Below are 17,885 nucleotides of genomic sequence, written 5' to 3'. Positions count from 1 at the left end.
CACCCCGTGTTCGTGAACTTCCTCATCGGCCTGCGCGAGGGGCTCGAGGCGTCGCTCGTCGTGGGCATCATCGTCGCGACCCTCGTGCGCGCCGACCGCCGCGACCTGCTGCCGCGCGTGTGGCTCGGCGTAGGTCTCGCCGTCGCGGGCACCGTCGCGCTCGGCGCTCTGCTCACCTGGGGTCCGTACGGCCTGTCCTTCCAGGGGCAGGAGCTGCTCGGCGGCATCCTCTCCATCGTCGCCGTCGTCCTGATCACCTGGATGACCGTGTGGATGGCGCGCACGGCCCGCGGCATGCGTGCCGAGGTCGTCGCGAAGGTGGGGGCCGCGCTCGCGAGCGGCGGCCTCGCGCTCGTGCTCGTCGCGGCGCTCGCCGTGATCCGCGAGGGCGTCGAGACGACGCTCTTCATCTGGGCCACGGTCGACGCGGCCGGCGGCGTCGGCCAGGCGACGCTCGCGGCGACCGCGGGCATCGCCGTCGCCGTCGTGCTGGGCTGGCTCGTCTACCGCGGTGCCCTGCGCCTCCATCTCGGCCGCTTCTTCACCGTCACCGGCGCGATCCTCGTCGTCGTCGCGGCGGGCGTGCTCGCCTACGGCGTCGGCGACCTGCAGGAGGCGGGCGTGCTGCCCGGCGCATCGTCGATCGCGTACAGCCTCGAGGCGATCCTCTCCGAGCACGGCTCGGTGCTCGGTGCCCTGCTCTTCGGCCTCGTGGGCTACACGTCCGAGCCGACGTGGCTGCAGGTCGTCGCGTGGTGGGGGTACGTCGTGCCCGCGCTCGTCGTCTTCCTGCGCATCGCGACCCGCCGCGCACCCGCGACACCCGCGCCCGACCTCACCCCCAGCACCCAGGAGCACGCATGACCCGTCCCACCCAGCGCATCCTCGCCGCGGCGCTCGCCGCCGCCGTGGGCGTCGGCCTCGCCGGCTGCGTGCCGAACGATCCCGACGCCGTCGCGATCGACGTCGCGATCGGCGACGGCACGTGCGACGTCGCGGTGGCCGAGGCGACCTCGGGCACCGTCGAGTTCGCGATCGTGAACTCCGGCACGCAGATCGACGAGTTCGAGATCTTCGCCGACGACCGGCTGCAGATCGTCGCCGAGCGCGAGAACCTCGCGAACGACGGCCAGCCGGTCGCGCTGCGCGTGCAGCTGCAGCCGGGCACGTACTACACGGCGTGCCGACCCGGCATGGTGGGACAGCCGCAGGGCGTCGCCGAGTTCACGGTGTCCGGCGACGAGATCGCCGTCGACGCCGACGACCAGGATGCGATCGACGCATACGTCGCGTACACGAAGTCGCAGGCGAGCGAGCTCGTCACCGCCGTCGGCGCCTTCACCGACGCGTACGTCGCGGGCGACGACGACGAGGCCAGGCGTCTCTTCCCGCTCGCGCGGCAGTACTACGAGCGCATCGAGCCGACGGCCGAGCAGTTCGGCGATCTCGACCCGGCGATCGACTACCGCCTGCCCGGCGCCGTCGCCGAGCTCGACGAGTTCACGGGCTTCCACCGCATCGAGCTCGACCTCTGGCTCGACGAGGCGCTGGCGAGCTACGCGGGCGAGACGTACGTGGATGCCGCGGGCGCCGAGCTCGCCTACCTCGACCTCGTCGACCCCGAAGGCCGTGCCGTCTTCGCCCCGCTCGACGCTGCCGGTCGCGCCGCCGTCGCGGATCGGCTCGTGGCCGACGTGCAGTCGCTGTACGACCTCGTGTTCTCGGACGACTTCACGCTGTCGGTCTCGGACATCTCGAACGGCGCCGTCGGCCTGCTCGATGAGATCGCCGCGCCGGACGGCAAGCTGCCCGGCGAGGAGGACGAGTTCTCGCACACCGACCTCTACGACTTCCTCGCGAACGTCGAGGGTGCGCAGGTGGCGTTCGAGTCCGTCCGGTCGCTCGCGGAGGCGTCGGACGAGGGCGCGGCGCTCGCCGACGACCTCGAGCTCGAGTTCGACGCGATGACGTCGCTGCTCGCGACCTACGGATCGTTCGACGCGGGCTTCGTCTCCTACGAGACGGTGACCGATGCCGAGCGGAACGCGCTCGCGGCGCAGCTCAACGCGCTCGCCGAGCCGCTGTCGCAGCTCACGGCCACCATCGTGGAGTAGCGCGGAAGTCCGATCGTCGGGCGCGGGGCGCGGGGTCTTTCGGCGCGTGGCTCTCGGCGTGCTGCTCGAGGCGCGCGGCGTCCGGTCGTCGGGCGTCGCGGAACAGCGCGTCACGACGACCGCTGCCGATGGGTCCGGTGGGATGGGGGCGGTGCGTGCCCGCTCAGGGGCGAGCGCCGCCCCAGTCGGCAGGCTTCGACGCGGCACCGTCGAGCCACAGCGTGTCCGACTCGTCACGGTGGGAGCCGGTCGACTCGAGGTGCTTCGTGCCGATGCCGGGTCCCTTCGTGATGACGTGCACCATGGCCATGCCGTGCCCGCGGCCGAGCCCGTATGCGTCGGCGAGCCACTGCAGGATCGGTCCGGCCTTCGTCTCGGCGCCGAACCCGAGCTCGTTCGCCTCGTCGACGAGCGCGCGGGGCGTCTTGCCGGTCTTCTCCTCCACGGCGTCGAGGTAGGCCTGGAACGACATCGCTGCTCCTTCGCATCGCGTCGCCGCGCGACCTCCCGCGCGGCGTCTCCCCGCATCCTGCCGCACCGGCTCCGCCACCGCATCCGTCCGTTCTGCGTCGCTTGGTCGAGATTGCACGCACACTGGTCGACGTCGCACGCACACTGGTCGACGTTGCACCTCGGGAGGCCGCATCTGGGTGCAACCGTGACCAGTCAGATGCAAACGGTGACCAGTCGAGGTGCAACGGCGACCAGACGAGGTGCAACCGTGACCAGTCAGGCTCTCCGTCGCAGAACGTGACCAGTCGCCGCAGGACGTGACCAGTCAGCCGACGCATCGCCCGCACGGCCCGGCAGCGCCCCGCATGACCCCATCCCGCACCACCCCACCCCTCACGGCACCTCCGCGAGCCACGACACGTGCCCCTCGCGGCGGTTCGCCTCGTCGAAGAGGTGGCCGACGCGCTTGTAGTAGTGCAGCAGGATCGCGCGGTCGAGCACGCGCAGCTCGAGGCTGCGCGCGAGCTCGGCCTCCATCGTCGCGGCGTCCTCCAGCTCGCGCAGCCACACGATGACGTAGAGGTTCGAGGCACCACCCGCGAGCGCCGCGCACATGCGCGTCATCGGCAGGTTCGCGATCTGCAGGGCCGTCGCCTCGAGCCGCGCCGCGGGCACGACGAGCCACATCGCGAGCGCGTGCGGCCACATCCGCTGCTCGAGCGACACGTCGATGCGCTGCTGGATCCAGCCGTTCGCGAGCAGCCGACGCACGACGCGGCGGGCATGGGCCTCGGACGTGCCGAGCCGCTCGGCGACCTCGCGCGGCGTCGCCCGACCGTCGCGCTCGAGGGTCGTCAGCACCGTGCGCCACTGCGCCTGCGTCGCGGCGTCGCCATCGGCGCGTCCGTCGTCGTCGGCGCGCGGCAGCACCACGTCGTGCGGCGGGCCAGCGGCGCGCCAGCGCGATCCGTCGGAGAACATGCGCGTCACGATCGTCGAGCGCACGGCCGTCACGGCGTCGTGGGTGCCGAGCCACGACTGGATGAGCCGGCGGAACTGCGCCATGTCCTCGGCGAGGATCGTGAGCACGAGGTCGCGATCGCCCGTCATGCCCGTGACGGAGATGACCTTGGGATGCTGTCGGAGCACGTGCGCGACGGCGTCGACCGTGCCGGGTCGGCAGCGCACCTCCGCGAGCCCCATGAGCAGTCCGGCGGTGAATCCGGCGTACGTCGTCGGCCACGCCGCACCCGTGTCGGCGATCGCCTGCCAGCGTCGGCGCGCGGTCGGCGCGCTCACCCCGACGGCTCGTCCGATCGCCGCCCAGGACGCTCGCGGGGCGTCCTGCAGCGCGGCCACCAGATCGAGGTCCGAATCCGACAGATCGTGCGGATGCGAGGAGGTCGGCAGGTGCATGTCGAACAGCATCGCAGCCGATCGCGGTCGGATCGATCAGGATGCACGGTTCGTGACATGCGATCGGCAGGATGCAACGCAACGTCCGTCCCGCATCCGCGGGTCTCCCACAGCTCGGAGCACGCATGGCCACCGACACCACCACGACGCTGACGCTCGCCGACGCCAAGGGCGTCGGCGGTCGCATCCTCCGCGGCATCGAGCGGGTGGGCAATCGCCTGCCGCACCCGTTCTACCTGTTCCTCATCATCGCGGGCCTCGTCGCCGTCGCTTCGGGCATCGCCGCGCTGCTGGGCGCCGAGACGATCGACCCGGCCACGGGCGACACCGTGCCGATCCGCAGCATCCTCTCGGGCGAGGGCGCGGTCTACGCGCTCACGAACGCGATCACGAACTTCGTCTCGTTCCCGCCGCTCGGCCTCATCATCACGGTGATGCTCGGCATCGGCGTCGCCGAGCGCCTCGGCCTGCTGAAGGCCGCGATGCGGGGTGCCGTCCTCGCCGCCCCGGGCTGGGCGGTCACCTTCGTCGTCGTGCTCGTGAGCCTCATGGGCAACCTGGCCTCCGACTCGGCCATGGTCATCCTGCCGCCGCTCGCGGCCGCAGCCTTCCTCGCCGCCGGCCGGCACCCGCTCGCGGGCTTCGCCGCCTCCTACGCCGCGGTCGTCGCGGGCTTCAGCGCCAACGTCGTGCCCGCGGGCACCGACGTGCTCCTGTCGGGCATCACGACGAGCGCGGCGCAGATCGTCGACCCCGAGGCATCCGTCTCGCCGGTCGCCAACTACTTCTTCATGGCCACGTCGACGCTGCTGCTCGCGATCGTCATCACGATCGTGTGCCAGCGCTACGTCGAGCCGCGCCTCACGCCCTACGAGGGCGGGGATGCGGATGCCGACGCGTCGAAGCCGCTCGAGCCCGTCGAGCGTCGCGGCCTGCGCATCGCGGCGATCTCGACCGTCGTCTACCTCGCGCTCGTCGCGACGGCGCTGCTCGTGCCCGGCTCGCCCCTGCAGGGCGAGGGCGGCGAGATCCTGCGCTCGCCGTTCATGACGGCGCTGCCGATCTTCATCCTCTTCCTGTTCCTCGTCGCCGGCGTCGCCTACGGCCTCGGCGCGAAGACGCTCACGAGGGCGACGCAGGTGCCCGAGCACATGACGGCTGCGGTGAAGGACCTCGTGCCGTTCATCGTCGTGATCTTCACGGCGGCGCAGGCCATCGCGTGGTTCAACTGGTCGCAGCTCGGGCTGCTGCTGGCGACCTCGGGCGCGGAGGCGATGGAGGCGTCCGGCCTCGGCGGCATCGGCGGCCTCCTGCTCTTCAGCCTCTTCGTGACGCTGCCAGCCCTGCTGCTCGCGAGCGGCTCGGCGCTGTGGACGCTGCTCGCGCCGATCTTCGTGCCGATGTTCATGCTCGCCGGCATCGACCCCGCCTACGTGCAGGCCGCGTTCCGCATCACCGACTCCGCCACCAACCCGCTCGTGCCGATGAACCCGATGCTGCCCGTCGTCCTCGGCCTGCTGCAGCGGTGGGAGCCGAAGGCGGGCCTCGGCACGCTCTTCAGCCTCGTCATCCCCTTCACGATCGTCATCTGGGTCGTGTGGCTGCTGCAGTTCCTCGTGTGGGGCCTGCTCGGCCTGCCCGTCGGCCCGGGCCACGGCCTCGAGCTGCAGTGACCCGCGCGCACCCCGAACCCCGTCCGACCAGCCCCAAGGAGGTCCTCCCCATGTCCATCACCACCGTGCGCCCCGCCGCCGAGGCAGGCATCGCCGCGATGCCCGAGACCGTCGCCACCCTGCAGTCCCTGCTCGAGTCGCGGCTGACGACGCTCGTCGACGTCGCCGCCGACCTGCACGCGCATCCCGAGATCCGCTTCACCGAGACGCATGCGGCCGCGCGGCTCACCGCGGAGCTCGAGCTCGCGGGCTTCGCGGTCGAGCGCGGCTTCGCGGGGCTCGAGACGGCGTTCGTCGGCCGCTGGTCGACGCCCGACGCCGGCGCCGACGCTCCGACGGTCGCGATCTTCTGCGAGTACGACGCGCTCGAGGAGATCGGCCACGCCTGCGGCCACAACGTCATCGCCGCCTGCGGCCTCGGCGCCGGCATCCTCGTGAAGGACGCCCTCGAGGCGTCGCCGGTGCCCGCGCACCTCGTCGTCATCGGCAGCCCGGGCGAGGAGGGCGCGGCGGGCAAGGTGCCGATGATCGACGGCGGCGTGCTCGACGGCGTCGACCTCGCGATCATGGTGCACCCGTCGGGCTCGGATGCCGTGCGCGGCTCGTCGCTGTCCCGCGTCGCGCTCGACGTCGACTTCCACGGCAAGGCCGCCCACGCCGCTGCCGCACCCGAGCTGGGCCGCAACGCGCTCGACGGCGCGACGCTCTCGCTCACGGCCATCGGCATGCTGCGGCAGCAGATGACCGACGACGTGCGCATCCACGCCATCATCACGAACGGCGGGCAGGCGCCGAACATCATCCCCGAGCGCGCCGCGCTGCGGATCTTCGTGCGCGCGGGCGACCGCGAGCACCTGCTGTCGGACGTCGTGCCGCGCGTGCGCGCATGCTTCGAGGGGGCCGCGCTCGCGACGGGCACGACGGTCGAGATCGCCGAGAACACGCCCGCGTACTTCTCGCTGCGCTCGAACCCGACGCTCGTCGACGTCGCCGAGGCGGCGTACGGCGTGCTCGGGCGCGAGCTCGAGCCCGACCCGACGCTCGCGGGGTCGACCGACATGGGCAACGTGTCGCACGTGGTGCCGTCGCTGCACCCGATGATCTGCCTCGCACGCGACGTCGCGCCGCACACCCGCGAGTTCGCAGCCGCGGCGGGCGACGCCGACCTCGCGACGCCGACGATCGCCGACGGCGCCGTCATGCTCGCCGCGACGGCGCTGTCGGCGTTCCGCGACCCGGCGATCGTCGCCGACGCGAAGGCGACGTTCGCGGAGTGACCCCGGCGGATGCGCGAGCATCCACGGTCTGCGAGGGAGGGGCGGTGCGCGAGGGCGTGCCGCCCCTCCGTCGTGCGCGGCCGACTGCCGGCGCATGAGAGGTCTCTCACGCACCCGTCACCTGCACCTCACCCCCGCTCGCGACAGTGGAGTCCGTCAGCAGGAGCACCACCGCAGCGAAGGAGTCCCCATCATGGAGCAGCGCACCTGGATCACCGTCGGCGCAGCCGGCACCCTCGGCCTCGGCCTCGTCGCGGTCGGCGCGCTCGCCACCGCGAACGCCATCGACGTCGACGACTCGGCGCACGTCGCCTCCGGCGGCGTCGTGGTCGGCAGCGGCCTCACCGAGCGCTCGAGCGTCACGGTCCGCGTCACCGGCGACCACGCCTCCGTGGTCTCGGCGCCCACCGCGACCACCGCCGTCAGCGCCCCCGCGGCGCCCGCACCCACGGCTCCCGCGCCGACGCAGGACGCGACCTCGGCCGTCTCGGCCCCGTCGGCCGGCGCCGCCCCCGCCCCGGCGCCCGCGCCGGCCCCCGCTCCCGCCGCGGCGCCCGCGCCCACGTGGGACAGCGCGCCGTCGGCGGCCAGCCCCATCTCGCCCGTCTCCGCCCCCTCGGTCGACTGACGCGGGCTGGAGGGTCGGTCGTCGCGAGACGTCCGGCCCCGAGGCAGCGCGAGGCCCCCGACGCCTGTGCGTCGGGGGCGTCGTCGTGCGTGGGGCGGGTGGCGACGCGCTGCCGTGCGAGAGAGGCGGACGGTGCCCTGCGGATGGTGCTGCGGGCGGTGCGCTGCAAGCCGTGCGCTGCGAGCGGAGCCCTCGCGTCGTGCGCGGAGCCGGCCGGCTCAGCCCGCGGCTGCCGCCGACGCGGGCGCGACGCCCACGAGCGCCGACGCCTCGTCGAGCATGCGGTCGGCACGCGGATGCGCGCCCTGCTCGGCGGAGGACAGCGCATGCGCCATGAGGTGCGCGGCCGTGAGCGCACGCGAGTGGGGGCCGTCGAGCCACCGGTCGCCCGCGACGTCGGCGAGCACGTGCAGCGCGACCGCGGCCTCCGAGCGTCCGGCGTCCTCGGTCAGCAGCGCGCTCGTCCGCGCGTGGCCGATGAACGCGGCGGAGTCCTCGTCCCGATCGCCGACGCCCGCGGTGTCGACGTCGATGAGGCCGCTCACGGCGCCGTCGGCGAAGAACAGCTGCCCCAGGTGCAGGTCGCCGTGCACGACGACCGGCAGCGTCACGTCCCGACGCCGCTGGTGCACGGCGTCGCGCAGCGCCATCGCGAGCCCGGCGCGGGCGGGCCACGAGCGCGCGAGGCGCGCGGCGTACCAGTCGATGCGGGAGGCGAGCGCGGGGCGGGCGGCGCCCGTGATCTCGGCGCGCTCGAAGCCCACGCGGGCGACGTCGACGGCCGCGAGCAGCGCATCCGGCGCGAGCTCGAGCGCGGCCTTCGGGCCGGCGAGCCCCTGCGCCTGCTCGATGAGCATGCATCCCTGCGGCGCCCAGCGCGGGATGCGCGGCACGGGCACGCCCGCCTTCGCAAGCGCCGCGTGCAGCTGCGCGATGTGCTCGGTGGCACCCGGCGGCACGATCTTCAGGAAGTGGTCGCCGTCGGCGCCCCGCAGCCGCAGCACGGCGCGCTTGCCCGGGCGGTAGGCGACGATCTCGGACTGGAAGGTGCCGGTGATGCCGAAGCGCTCGAGCAGGCGCGCGGCCGACTCGCCGAAGGCGGCGACGGGCAGCGTCGGCAGGCGCGGGTCGGCGGGGTGCAGCCAGACGCGGGCGCGCAGCTCGTCGCCCACGCGCAGCACGAGGCCGGTCTCCTCGGGCACGGACTCGCCCGAGGTGTCGACGAAGTAGGTCAGCTGCGTGCCGTCGTCGTCGACCTCGAACCCGGCGATGACGCCCGAGCCGAACGGGTCGCGCGAGATGAGCCGCCCGGTGCGACCGAGCGCCTCCTCGAGCAGGCGCGCCTCCATGCCCTCGATCCTCCCAGGATGCGCTGGGCGACCGCTGACCTTGCATGAGACTGCTCTCATGTGCAGCGCCGCCGGTGCGGGCGGCGGGCAGGATGGATGCATGGAGGACGGGCGGAGGCGGCTGCCGGTCGTCAGCGTGCGCACACGCATCGTCGCGGCGCTCGGGCTCGTGTCGGCGCTCGCGGTGCTCGCCGCGGGCGTGACGGCGTATCTCGTCGAGCGCGGGCGCATCCTCGACCAGGTCGACGCGCAGCTGCTGACGGCGGTGGAGTCGGTGCGGGCGCTCGCGGAGGATCCGCCGCCCGACGTCGGCGGCTGGCCGGATGCGGAGGGGCTGCTCGCGACGGCCCTGTCGCGCATCGCCCCCGACGACCACACCGGCGCGCTCGGCGTGGTCGACGGCATCCCGGCGCTCGTGCCCGGCGTGCCCATGGACGTCGACCTGACGCGCTTCGACGACCTCGCGGGCCGCGTCACGGCCGAGACGGGCGGCACGGAGGTCGTCCTGGGCACGACCGTCGACGCCGACGTCGTGCTGCGCTACGTCGCGGTGCCGCTCGAGGTGACGTCGGATGCGGGGGCGACGCGCGCGATCTTCGTCACCGGCTACGACCTCGAGGCCGAGCTCGCGGAGCTCGACGAGGCCGCGACGGTGTTCCTCGTCGCGGCAGCGCTCGGCGTGCTCGCGGTGCTCGTCATCGGCTTCGCGCTCGCGGGCAGGCTCCTGCGGCCCCTGCGCGAGCTGCGGCTGCTCGCCGAGCGCATCGCGGCGTCGGGCGTCTCCGAACGCGTGCCGGTCTCCGGCAACGACGACGTGTCGCAGCTGGGCGTCACGGTCAACGCGATGCTCGACCGGCTCGACGGCTCGATCGCGGCGCAGCGGCGCCTGCTCGACGACGTCGGCCACGAGCTGAAGACGCCCGTCACGATCGTGCGCGGCCATCTCGAGCTCATGGACGCATCCGACCCCGTCGACGTCGAGCAGACGCGCGACGTCGCGATCTCGGAGCTCGATCGCATGGCGGGGCTCGTGGGCGACATCCAGCGGGCGTCGAGCGTCGACTCGGCCGAGGCGTTCCGCATGCGCGCCACCGACGTCGCCGAGCTCACCGAGCAGATCCGCACGACCGCCGCGGGCATCGAAGGCGCGACGGTGCGGCTGGGGTCGACGGCCGCGGTCGTCGCGCTGCTCGACGTCGAGCGCATCACGCAGGCGATGCTGCAGCTCGTGCAGAACGCCGTCACGCACGGCGGCGGCGACGTGACGATCGCGTCGCGGCGCGCCGGCGACCGGGTCGAGCTCATCGTGCAGGACGCCGGCCCGGGCGTGCCCGAGGCGCACAAGGAGGCGATCTTCGAGCGCTTCCGCCGCGTCGAGACGGGGCGCGGCAGGGAGGGCAGCGGCCTGGGCCTCGCCATCGTGCAGCGCATCGCGCAGGCGCACGGCGGCTCGGCGCGGGTCGACGACGCCGTCGCGGGCGGGGCGTCGTTCGTCATCGCGCTGCCGCTCGACGCTCCGGTCGAGGCGGGGCCGCCCGCGGCCTCCCGGGCGCCGCGAGAGGATGGGGCGACCGCGTGACCGCGCGACCGAGGGGGAGCGGATGCCGTCGATCCTGATCGCCGAGGACGAGGAGCGCATCAGCGCGTTCGTCGAGAAGGGACTGCGGGCCGCGGGCTTCGCCACGACCGTCGCAGCGACGGGCCCCGCGGCCCTCGACCTCGCGCTCAGCGACGAGTTCGACCTCGTGGTGCTCGACGTCGGCCTGCCGGGCATCGACGGCTTCGAGGTGCTCGAGCGGCTGCGCGGCTCGGGGGCGACGGTGCCCGTCATCATGCTCACGGCCCGCACGTCGGCCGCCGACACCGTCGCGGGGCTCGAGGGCGGCGCCGACGACTACGTGCCGAAGCCGTTCCGCTTCGACGAGCTGCTCGCGCGCGTGCGGCTGCGGATGCGCCGCGAGGGCGCCGCGGCGTCGGCGGACGTCGAGGCGGACGGCGTCGTGCTCGACGTGCGCACGCGCCGCGCCCGCCTCGACGGCCGCGAGGTCGACCTGTCGGCGCGCGAGTTCGCCCTCGCCGAGGAGCTCATGCGCAACCGCGGCAACGTGCTCTCCCGCGAGCAGCTGCTGTCGCGCGTCTGGGGCTACGACTTCGACCCCGGCTCGAACGTCGTCGACGTCTACGTGCGCTACCTCCGCGCGAAGCTCGGCGCCGACCGCATCGAGACGGTGCGCGGCATGGGCTACCGCTTCCGCTGACCCGGGCGGTCCGCGCCGCCCGCCGCGCGCCGCCGGGATCACGGCTGAGCGGGTCGTCGGCCGCAATGCGCGCCTCACCCCTCGCTGGGGCGTGATCCCGGCGGCCGGTGGTCGGAACCCCGGCTGGGCTCCAGCCGCTGGCGTCTTCCTCCTCCGGAGCGATCACGGCTGCTCTCTCCGCCGGGATCACGGCTGAGCGGGTCGTCGGCTGCAATGCGCGCCTGGCCCCTCGCTGGGGCGTGATCCCGGCGGCCGGTGGTCGGAACCCCGGCTCGGCTCCAGCCGCGCTGAGGTCTTCCTCCTCCGCGGCGATCACGGTTGCTCTCTCCGCCGGGTTCACGGCTGAGCGGGTTGTCGGCTGCAATGCGCGCTTGGCCCCTCGCTGGGGCGTGGTTCCGGCGGCCGTTGGCCGGGTCCGGCCTGCGGCCGCCGCCGGGGATGACGGCTCGTGCTTCCGCCGGATCCACGGGTGAGCGGGTGGTGGGATGCGATGCGCGTCTGGCCCTCCGCTGAGGCGTGGCTTCGGCGGTCGGGGAGTGCGACCAGACGCCGAGCCGACCTTCGGAGACCACAGGGCGGGGTCCCGGCCCCGCGGCCCGAGGTCCGGGACGCCCGGTCTCGCGCCTGTGCGTCGGAGTGGAGGTCGGAGGTCGGAGGTCGGAGGTCGGAGGTAGCGTCGAGGCATGGTCGCCGTCGCCTTCATCGTCCCTCCCGATCAGCCGCCCGAGCGCTTCCGGGATGTCGCGGTCGCCGCCGACGCCGCCGGGCTCGACGAGCTGTGGGTGTGGGAGGACTGCTTCGCCGAGTCGGGCGTCGCGGCCGCCGCAGCCGTCCTCGCCTGGACGCCGCGCATCCGCGTCGGCATCGGCCTCATGCCCGTGCCGCTGCGGTCGGTCGCGCTCGAGGCCATGGAGGTCGCGACGCTCGCGCGCCTCTTCCCCGGGCGGCTGCTGCCCGGGTTCGGCCACGGCGTGCTCGACTGGATGGGGCAGGCCGGCGTGCGCGTGCAGTCGCCGCTGACGCTGCTGCGCGAGCACCTCGAGGCGCTGCGGCCGTTGCTGGCGGGCGAGTCGGTCACGGTCGACGGGCGCTCCGTGCAGCTCGACGACGTGCAGCTGCGCTGGCCCCCGGAGGAGGTGCCGCCGCTGCTCGTCGGCGCCATCCGTCCGCGCACGCTCGCGCTCGCGGGAGAGCTCGGCGACGGCGTCATCCTCACCGACGGCGCCGACGTCGACGCCGTGCGCGAGCGCATCGCCGTCGTCCGCGACGCCCGCGAGGCGGCCGGCCGCGACGGCCGGCCCGAGGCGGTCGTGTTCCTGTCGGTGCCGGTCGGCGTCACGGCCGACGCGCTCGCCGACGACATCCGCGCGCTCGACGAGGCCGGCGTGACGAGCGTCGCCGTCTGCATCGTCGAGGCGGCGGACGGGCCGCCGATCGGCGACGAGCGCATCCTCGCGGCGATCGAGGTCGTCGCCGCGGCGAGGGCCTCCGTCACCGCCTGAGATCCTGCCGGCCGCAGCTGCCGCCGACCTCAGTCGTCGTCGTCCTCGCCGACGTCGTCGTCATCGTCGTCGTCGACCGGGGGTGCTGGCTGCACCGGAGCAGGCTGCACGGGCGCGGGCTCGACGGGCGCGGGCTCGACGGGCGCCGGAGTCGGCTCGGTCGGCGCGGGCTCGGCGGGAGCCGACTCGCTCGGGGGCGTCGACGTGCCGGGCACGCTCACCGAGGCGACGCCGGTCGAGGTGCCCGCGGCCTCCTGCATCCTCGCCGTCAGCGACACGACGCCCCATGTGAGCCCCGCGAGCACGGCGACGCCCGCCGCGACGGCGGCGATGCGTGCGAGGACGCGCTGCATGCTCCGATCCTCGCAGCCTCAGGCCGAGGGAGCCACGCCGCCCGGCAGCGGCGTCGCGTGCTGCGGCACGAGCTCGGCCTCGCGCGGCGGCGGGGGAGGGGTGCCGTCGCCGAACGGCGAGCCGTCGCCGAGCTGCTCGCGCCCGTGCGGCTCGAGCCAGCCGTCGAGCGCGGGCCCCTTCGGCACGATGCCCGACGGGTTCACGTCCTCGTGCACCACGTAGTAGTGCTCCTTGATCTGCGCGAAGTCGATCGTGTCGCCGAAGCCGGGCGTCGTGAACAGGTCGCGCGCGTAGCCCCACAGGTGCGGCATCTCGGTGAGCCGCTGCCGGTTCGCCTTGAAGTGCCCGTGGTAGACGGGATCGAAGCGCGCGAGGGTCGTGAAGAGTCGCACGTCGGCCTCGGTGATGCGCTCGCCCATGAGGAACCGCCGGGTCGAGAGGCGCTCCTCGAGCCAGTCGAGCGCCGTCCACAGCCGGTCGTACGCGTCGTCGTACGACGCCTGCGATCCGGCGAACCCGCAGCGGTACACGCCGTTGTTGACCTCGGTGTAGACGCGTCGCATGACGGCGTCCATCTCCTCGCGCGAGTCGGCGGGGAGGAGGTCGGGGGCGCCCTCGCGGTGGTGCTCGCGCCACTGCGTCGAGAGGTCGAGGCTCATCTGCGGGAAGTCGTTCGTGACGACGGCGCCCGAGGGGACGTCGACGATCGCGGGCACCGTGATGCCCTTCGGGTAGTCGGGCACGCGTCGGAGGTAGGCCTCCTGAAGGCGCTCGATGCCGAGCACGGGGTCGACGCCGCCGGGGTCGAGGTCGAACGTCCACGAGCGGGCGTCGTGCGTCGGCCCGCACATGCCGACCGAGATCGCATCCTCGAGGCCGAGCAGCCTGCGCACGATGAGCAGGCGGTTGGCCCACGGGCAGGCGCGCGCGACGATCAGGCGGTAGCGGCCGGCCTCGACGGGCCAGCCGTCCTCGCCGTCGAGCGTGATGCGCGACTCGATGTACGCGGTGTCGCGCGTGTACTCCTGGCCGGGGGCGACGTAGTCGGAGGGCATGCCCCCACGCTACGCGCCGCATCCATGACCCTGCCCAGCGAGCGGGGAGGCTTGCGCGACGCAGGCGATCCGGGGGTCACGGGGGGCGATGCCCCCTCGCGACCCCGGGATCGCCTGCGAAGCGGTGTCCGGCGAGCAGGCCGATCAGGCCGCGATGACGATCTCCGACAGCGCCTTGCGGGCGCGCGGGGCTCGCTCGGCCTCGCGCAGCATCTCGGCGAGCGCATCGGCATCGCCGAGCGTGCCGAGGGCGATGACCGTGACAGGTGCGAAGCGGGCCTCGAGGCCGAACGACTCGGAGGCGGCCGCCGCGTCGAAGCCGGACATCTGGTGCACGACGAGGCCGTCGGCGTGGGCCTGGATCGTGAGGTGCGCGACGGCCTGGCCGAGGTCGTAGACGGCCGTCGGGTTGGCGCGGCCCTCGGCGTTCTCGGTCTCGGCGATGGCGAGGATCAGCACGGATGCGTTGGGCGCCCACTGCTGGTTGAACTCGGCCAGCGAGCCGACGACGCGGTCGAACGCCTCGGTGCCGCGGCGGGCGACGACGAAGCGCCACGGCTGCGCGTTGTAGGCGCTCGGGCTCCAGCGGGCCGCCTCGAGGGCCTTCGACAGCAGCTCCTCGTCGATGGCGACGGGCTCGTAGGCGCGCGGGCTCCAGCGTGCCTGCAGCACGTCGAGGATGTCGTGGTCGGTGGGTGCGGTGCGGTCGACGATCGTCATGGCTGCTCCTGGGTTCGAGAGGGCGGATGGACCGGTCGCCGTTGACCCGTGGAGTGGAACGCCGCGCAGCCGCGGCCATTCCCGATTCGTTCGAATCCGAAGGACCGCGTGTCGCGGATCAGGACTTCGTGGTCTGCAGCTCCTCGGTGGTCCCCATGAGGCGCAGCGTGCCGGTCCGCGTCATGCGGTCGGCGCGGCGCTGGCGCGTCCACCAGGCGGCGCCGATCGTGAAGGCGACGAGCGCCGTCGCGACGGCCACCATGATCGCCCAGCGCGGGCCGTACGCATCCGCGACCCAGCCGACGATCGGGGCGCCGATGGGCGTGCCGCCGAGGAAGACCGCCGAGTACAGCGCCATGACGCGTCCGCGCATCTCGGGGGCCGTCGACAGCTGCACCGTCGAGTTCGCGTTCGTCATGAACAGCTGGGCCGTGAAGCCGGCGAGCGCGAGGCCGGCGGCGAAGAGCCACAGGTTCGGCACCCACGCGAGGATCGCGCACGCGATGGCGAACGCGCCGAGTCCGCCGATGACGAGCGTCCACCTGGGGCGCTCGGAGCGCGCGGCGAGCAGCGCGCCGGACACGGATCCGATCGCCATCGCCGACGACAGCAGCCCGAACGTGTCGGCGTCGGCGCCGAACTCGACCGTCATGGTCGAGATGAAGATGGGGAAGTTCAGGCCGAACGTGCCGAGGGTGAAGGCCATCACCATGACGACGACGATGTCGTGCCGCCTGCCGACGTAGCGCATGCCCTGCACGATGTCGCCGAGGCCGCGCGCGCCGCGCGGGGCGGGTTGCAGCTCATGGCGTCGCAGCCGCAGCAGGGCGACGATCATCGCGATGAACGTGAAGGCGTTGAGCAGGAACACGGGGCCGGCGCCGAGGAGGGCGATCGACAGGCCGGCGACGGCGGGGCCCACGAGGCGGGCGCCGTGGAACGACGCGGAGTTCAGGGCGACGGCGTTCGAGATCTGGTCCTGCCCGACGATCTCGGAGACGAACGCCTGCCGTGCGGGGTTGTCGAAGGCCTGCGTCGAGCCGAAGAGGGCGGCGAAGGTCCACACCATCCACAGCTCGAGCACGCCCGAGAGCGCGAGCACGCCGAGCGCGAGCGACAGGACGCCGAGCGTCGACTGCGTGACGAGCAGCACGTTGCGCTTGGGGAAGCGGTCGGCGACGAGACCCGAGATCGGCACGAGCAGCAGCTGCGGGCCGAACTGCAGCGCCATGGTGACGCCGACGGCGGTGGCGTCCTGATCGGTGAGCTCGGTGAGGGTGATCCACGAGAGCGCCGTCGCCTGCATCCAGGCGCCGACGTTCGAGATGAGGGCGCCGACGAACCACGTGCGGTAGTTGAAGATGCGCAGGGACCGGAACATCATGCGTCGGACTCCGCGAGGCGCTCCATGATCCGCGCCGCCTGCTGCAGCGTCTGCCGCTCGTCGGGCGTGAGCGCGTCGATCTGGGTCGCGAGCCACAGGTTCCGTCGCCTGCGCGTCTCCTCGATCATCTGCTGCCCCTCGTCGGTGATGACGAGCAGCTGCTTGCGGCCGTCGGTCTCGTGCGGCGTGCGGTCGACGTAGCCGTGGTCGACGAGCCCCTGCACGGTGCGGAGCATGCTCGGCGGCGTCACGCGCTCCTTCGTGCTGAGCTCCTGCAGCGTGATCGCCCCGCACTTCTGCATCGTGCCGAGCGCGGACATGTGCGGGAATCCGAGCGTCTCGTCGGCGACGGCGCGGCGCAGGCGCCTGCTCAGGCGCGCGACGGCGATGCGGAGGTCGTTGGAGAGTGCGAGGGATCGAGGCATGCCATTCGTTAGCCTAACGAATGGAACGGCGCGAGGCCAACCCTCGCGGCGCGTCGCGTGCCACGCTGCGACGGCTGCGTCCCGGGTGCACCCGCCCGCTACACGGCGTCGTCGGCGACGGACACCGACTCGCACTCGCCGAGCAGCGTCGAGCGCACGGGCGCGAAGATGCCCGCGAGGTGCGACGCGTCGTCGGGGGAGATGCGCGAGAGGAAGAGCTCCTCGACGTGCCGCGCATGCAGCGGTCGCGCCTTGCGCAGCGTGCGCCGGCCGACGTCGGTGAGCACCGCGTCGGTGCCGCGGCGATCGGCGGTCGACGCCTCGCGGCGCACCCAGCCCTTCGCCTCCATCTGCTGCATCCGGTACGTGAGGCGACCGGGTGCGAACGCGAGCTGGCGCGCGAGCGTGCCCATGCGCATCCGCGAGTCGTCGGCCTCCGACAGCAGCAGGAGCACGTTGAAGTCGGCGAGGTCGAGCCCGCACGCGTCCTTGAGGCGCCGCTCGAGCGCAGCCGCCAGCATGGCGCTGCCCTCGAAGTAGGTGCGCCACGCCTCGGAGGCCGCGGTCATGCCTCCACGGTACGCGCCGTCGCTGGTCGTCGTCTGCGTCTCGACCGGCGTCATCGGCCGAGGAGCGACGCGAAGTCGTCGAATCCCTCGCCCTCGGGGTCGAACGGGTCGACCTTCCGAGCGCGGGGCATCTGGGTGACGAGGCGCGCGAGCTCCGCGCCCGCGCGGTCGATGCGCGTCTGCAGCGCGGCGTCCCGGCCCCAGTCCTCGGTGGCGGCGAAGACGCCCGTGGGGGCGACGACGGCGCCGAGGTAGGCGAAGAGCGGACGCAGCGCGGTGTCGACGACCATCGAGTGCCGCACCGTGCCGCCCGTGGCGCCCAGGAGGGTGGGGATGCCGGCGAGCTCGCGCTCGGCGATGCCGTCGATGAACGACTTGAACAGGCCCGAGTAGGACATCGCGAACACCGGCGTGACGGCGACGATCGCGTCGGCCGACGTGACGCGGCGGATGGCGTCCTCGAGCGCCGGCGGGGCGACGCGCGTGACGAGGTGCGTCGCGATGTCCTGCGCGAGCGGGCGCAGCTCGACCTGGTCGACCTCGACGGTGCGATCGGCGGCGGCGAGCACGGCCTGCGTCGCGGCGCCCAGGCGGCTCGCGAGCATCGTCGTGGTCGACGGGTCGCCGAGGCCGGCGCTCACGACGGCGATGCGGATGGTGTCGGTCATGGTGTCCTCCAGCGGATGCGGGTCGATGCGCGGATCGCGC

18 protein-coding genes are annotated in these 17,885 nt (G+C 73.5%); 8 read left to right on the top strand and 10 right to left on the bottom strand.

Features of this window, described 5'->3' with window-relative positions; all coding sequences use genetic code 11:
• Positions 1–6: 6 nt before the first annotated feature.
• Together efeU and efeO are read left to right on the top strand one after the other, a co-directional pair.
• Positions 7–864 (top strand): iron uptake transporter permease EfeU, encoded by an 858-nt coding sequence (gene efeU / locus ABD249_RS13020; protein WP_344344250.1) that lies wholly within the window; start codon positions 7–9, stop codon positions 862–864.
• Entirely contained in the window at positions 861–2,114 is a 1,254-nt protein-coding gene (gene efeO, locus ABD249_RS13015; protein WP_344344248.1) for an iron uptake system protein EfeO, read from the top strand. The genes efeU and efeO overlap by 4 nt, the downstream gene beginning before the upstream one ends.
• Positions 2,115–2,277: 163 nt before the next feature.
• Here efeO and ABD249_RS13010 read toward each other — a convergent pair whose 3' ends face one another.
• Together ABD249_RS13010 and ABD249_RS13005 are read right to left on the bottom strand one after the other, a co-directional pair.
• Positions 2,278–2,586, bottom strand: a complete 309-nt coding sequence (locus tag ABD249_RS13010; protein WP_344344246.1) for a DUF4287 domain-containing protein — start codon at positions 2,584–2,586, stop codon at positions 2,278–2,280.
• A 374-nt stretch (positions 2,587–2,960) separates the two neighbouring features.
• Positions 2,961–3,983 (bottom strand): Lrp/AsnC family transcriptional regulator, encoded by a 1,023-nt coding sequence (locus ABD249_RS13005; protein WP_344344244.1) that lies wholly within the window; start codon positions 3,981–3,983, stop codon positions 2,961–2,963.
• Between the two features lie 125 nt (positions 3,984–4,108).
• Here ABD249_RS13005 and ABD249_RS13000 point away from each other — a divergent pair, with 125 nt between their 5' ends.
• The 3 genes from ABD249_RS13000 (at position 4,109) to ABD249_RS12990 (ending at position 7,561) form a co-directional block, all read left to right on the top strand.
• Positions 4,109–5,656: an AbgT family transporter gene (locus ABD249_RS13000; protein WP_344344242.1), complete on the top strand. Its 1,548-nt coding sequence runs from the start codon at positions 4,109–4,111 to the stop codon at positions 5,654–5,656.
• A 50-nt stretch (positions 5,657–5,706) separates the two neighbouring features.
• The gene (locus ABD249_RS12995; protein WP_344344240.1) at positions 5,707–6,933 is read left to right on the top strand and encodes an amidohydrolase; all 1,227 of its coding nucleotides are present in this window, start codon (positions 5,707–5,709) and stop codon (positions 6,931–6,933) included.
• 193 nt (positions 6,934–7,126) lie between these two features.
• The gene (locus tag ABD249_RS12990; protein ID WP_344344238.1) at positions 7,127–7,561 is read left to right on the top strand and encodes a hypothetical protein; all 435 of its coding nucleotides are present in this window, start codon (positions 7,127–7,129) and stop codon (positions 7,559–7,561) included.
• 218 nt (positions 7,562–7,779) lie between these two features.
• On the opposite strand, the gene ABD249_RS12985 is transcribed toward ABD249_RS12990, so the two are convergent.
• A complete protein-coding gene (locus tag ABD249_RS12985; RefSeq protein WP_344344236.1) occupies positions 7,780–8,910 on the bottom strand; it encodes a phosphotransferase in 1,131 nt (376 codons plus the stop codon).
• A gap of 100 nt (positions 8,911–9,010) precedes the next feature.
• Here ABD249_RS12985 and ABD249_RS12980 point away from each other — a divergent pair, with 100 nt between their 5' ends.
• The 3 genes from ABD249_RS12980 (at position 9,011) to ABD249_RS12970 (ending at position 12,670) form a co-directional block, all read left to right on the top strand.
• Complete coding sequence (locus tag ABD249_RS12980) at positions 9,011–10,489, top strand: sensor histidine kinase (RefSeq protein ID WP_344344234.1); 1,479 nt, start codon at positions 9,011–9,013, stop codon at positions 10,487–10,489.
• A gap of 22 nt (positions 10,490–10,511) precedes the next feature.
• Entirely contained in the window at positions 10,512–11,168 is a 657-nt protein-coding gene (locus ABD249_RS12975; protein ID WP_344344232.1) for a response regulator transcription factor, read from the top strand.
• Between the two features lie 683 nt (positions 11,169–11,851).
• Entirely contained in the window at positions 11,852–12,670 is an 819-nt protein-coding gene (locus ABD249_RS12970) for an LLM class flavin-dependent oxidoreductase (protein WP_344344230.1), read from the top strand.
• A 29-nt stretch (positions 12,671–12,699) separates the two neighbouring features.
• Here ABD249_RS12970 and ABD249_RS12965 read toward each other — a convergent pair whose 3' ends face one another.
• The 7 genes from ABD249_RS12965 to ABD249_RS12935 all read right to left on the bottom strand — a co-directional run.
• Entirely contained in the window at positions 12,700–13,023 is a 324-nt protein-coding gene (locus ABD249_RS12965; protein ID WP_344344228.1) for a hypothetical protein, read from the bottom strand.
• An 18-nt stretch (positions 13,024–13,041) separates the two neighbouring features.
• A complete protein-coding gene (locus tag ABD249_RS12960) occupies positions 13,042–14,079 on the bottom strand; it encodes a glutathione S-transferase family protein (protein WP_344344226.1) in 1,038 nt (345 codons plus the stop codon).
• A gap of 144 nt (positions 14,080–14,223) precedes the next feature.
• Complete coding sequence (locus tag ABD249_RS12955) at positions 14,224–14,799, bottom strand: nitroreductase family protein (RefSeq protein WP_344344224.1); 576 nt, start codon at positions 14,797–14,799, stop codon at positions 14,224–14,226.
• Positions 14,800–14,917: 118 nt separating this feature from the next.
• Positions 14,918–16,183, bottom strand: a complete 1,266-nt coding sequence (locus ABD249_RS12950; RefSeq protein ID WP_344344222.1) for an MFS transporter — start codon at positions 16,181–16,183, stop codon at positions 14,918–14,920.
• Positions 16,180–16,608: a MarR family winged helix-turn-helix transcriptional regulator gene (locus tag ABD249_RS12945; RefSeq protein WP_344344220.1), complete on the bottom strand. Its 429-nt coding sequence runs from the start codon at positions 16,606–16,608 to the stop codon at positions 16,180–16,182. The genes ABD249_RS12950 and ABD249_RS12945 overlap by 4 nt, the downstream gene beginning before the upstream one ends.
• Before the next feature lie 98 nt (positions 16,609–16,706).
• A complete protein-coding gene (locus ABD249_RS12940) occupies positions 16,707–17,177 on the bottom strand; it encodes a MarR family winged helix-turn-helix transcriptional regulator (protein ID WP_344344218.1) in 471 nt (156 codons plus the stop codon).
• A 50-nt stretch (positions 17,178–17,227) separates the two neighbouring features.
• Positions 17,228–17,885 (bottom strand): CE1759 family FMN reductase (locus tag ABD249_RS12935; RefSeq protein ID WP_344344216.1); only part of this gene is annotated, 658 nt, incomplete at its 5' end.

Origin of the sequence: Agrococcus versicolor (genome assembly GCF_039531815.1) — a bacterium.
GTDB lineage: Bacteria > Actinomycetota > Actinomycetes > Actinomycetales > Microbacteriaceae > Agrococcus > Agrococcus versicolor.
Note: the sequence above shows the minus strand (reverse complement) of the source record. Positions and strands in the feature narration are given on the sequence as shown.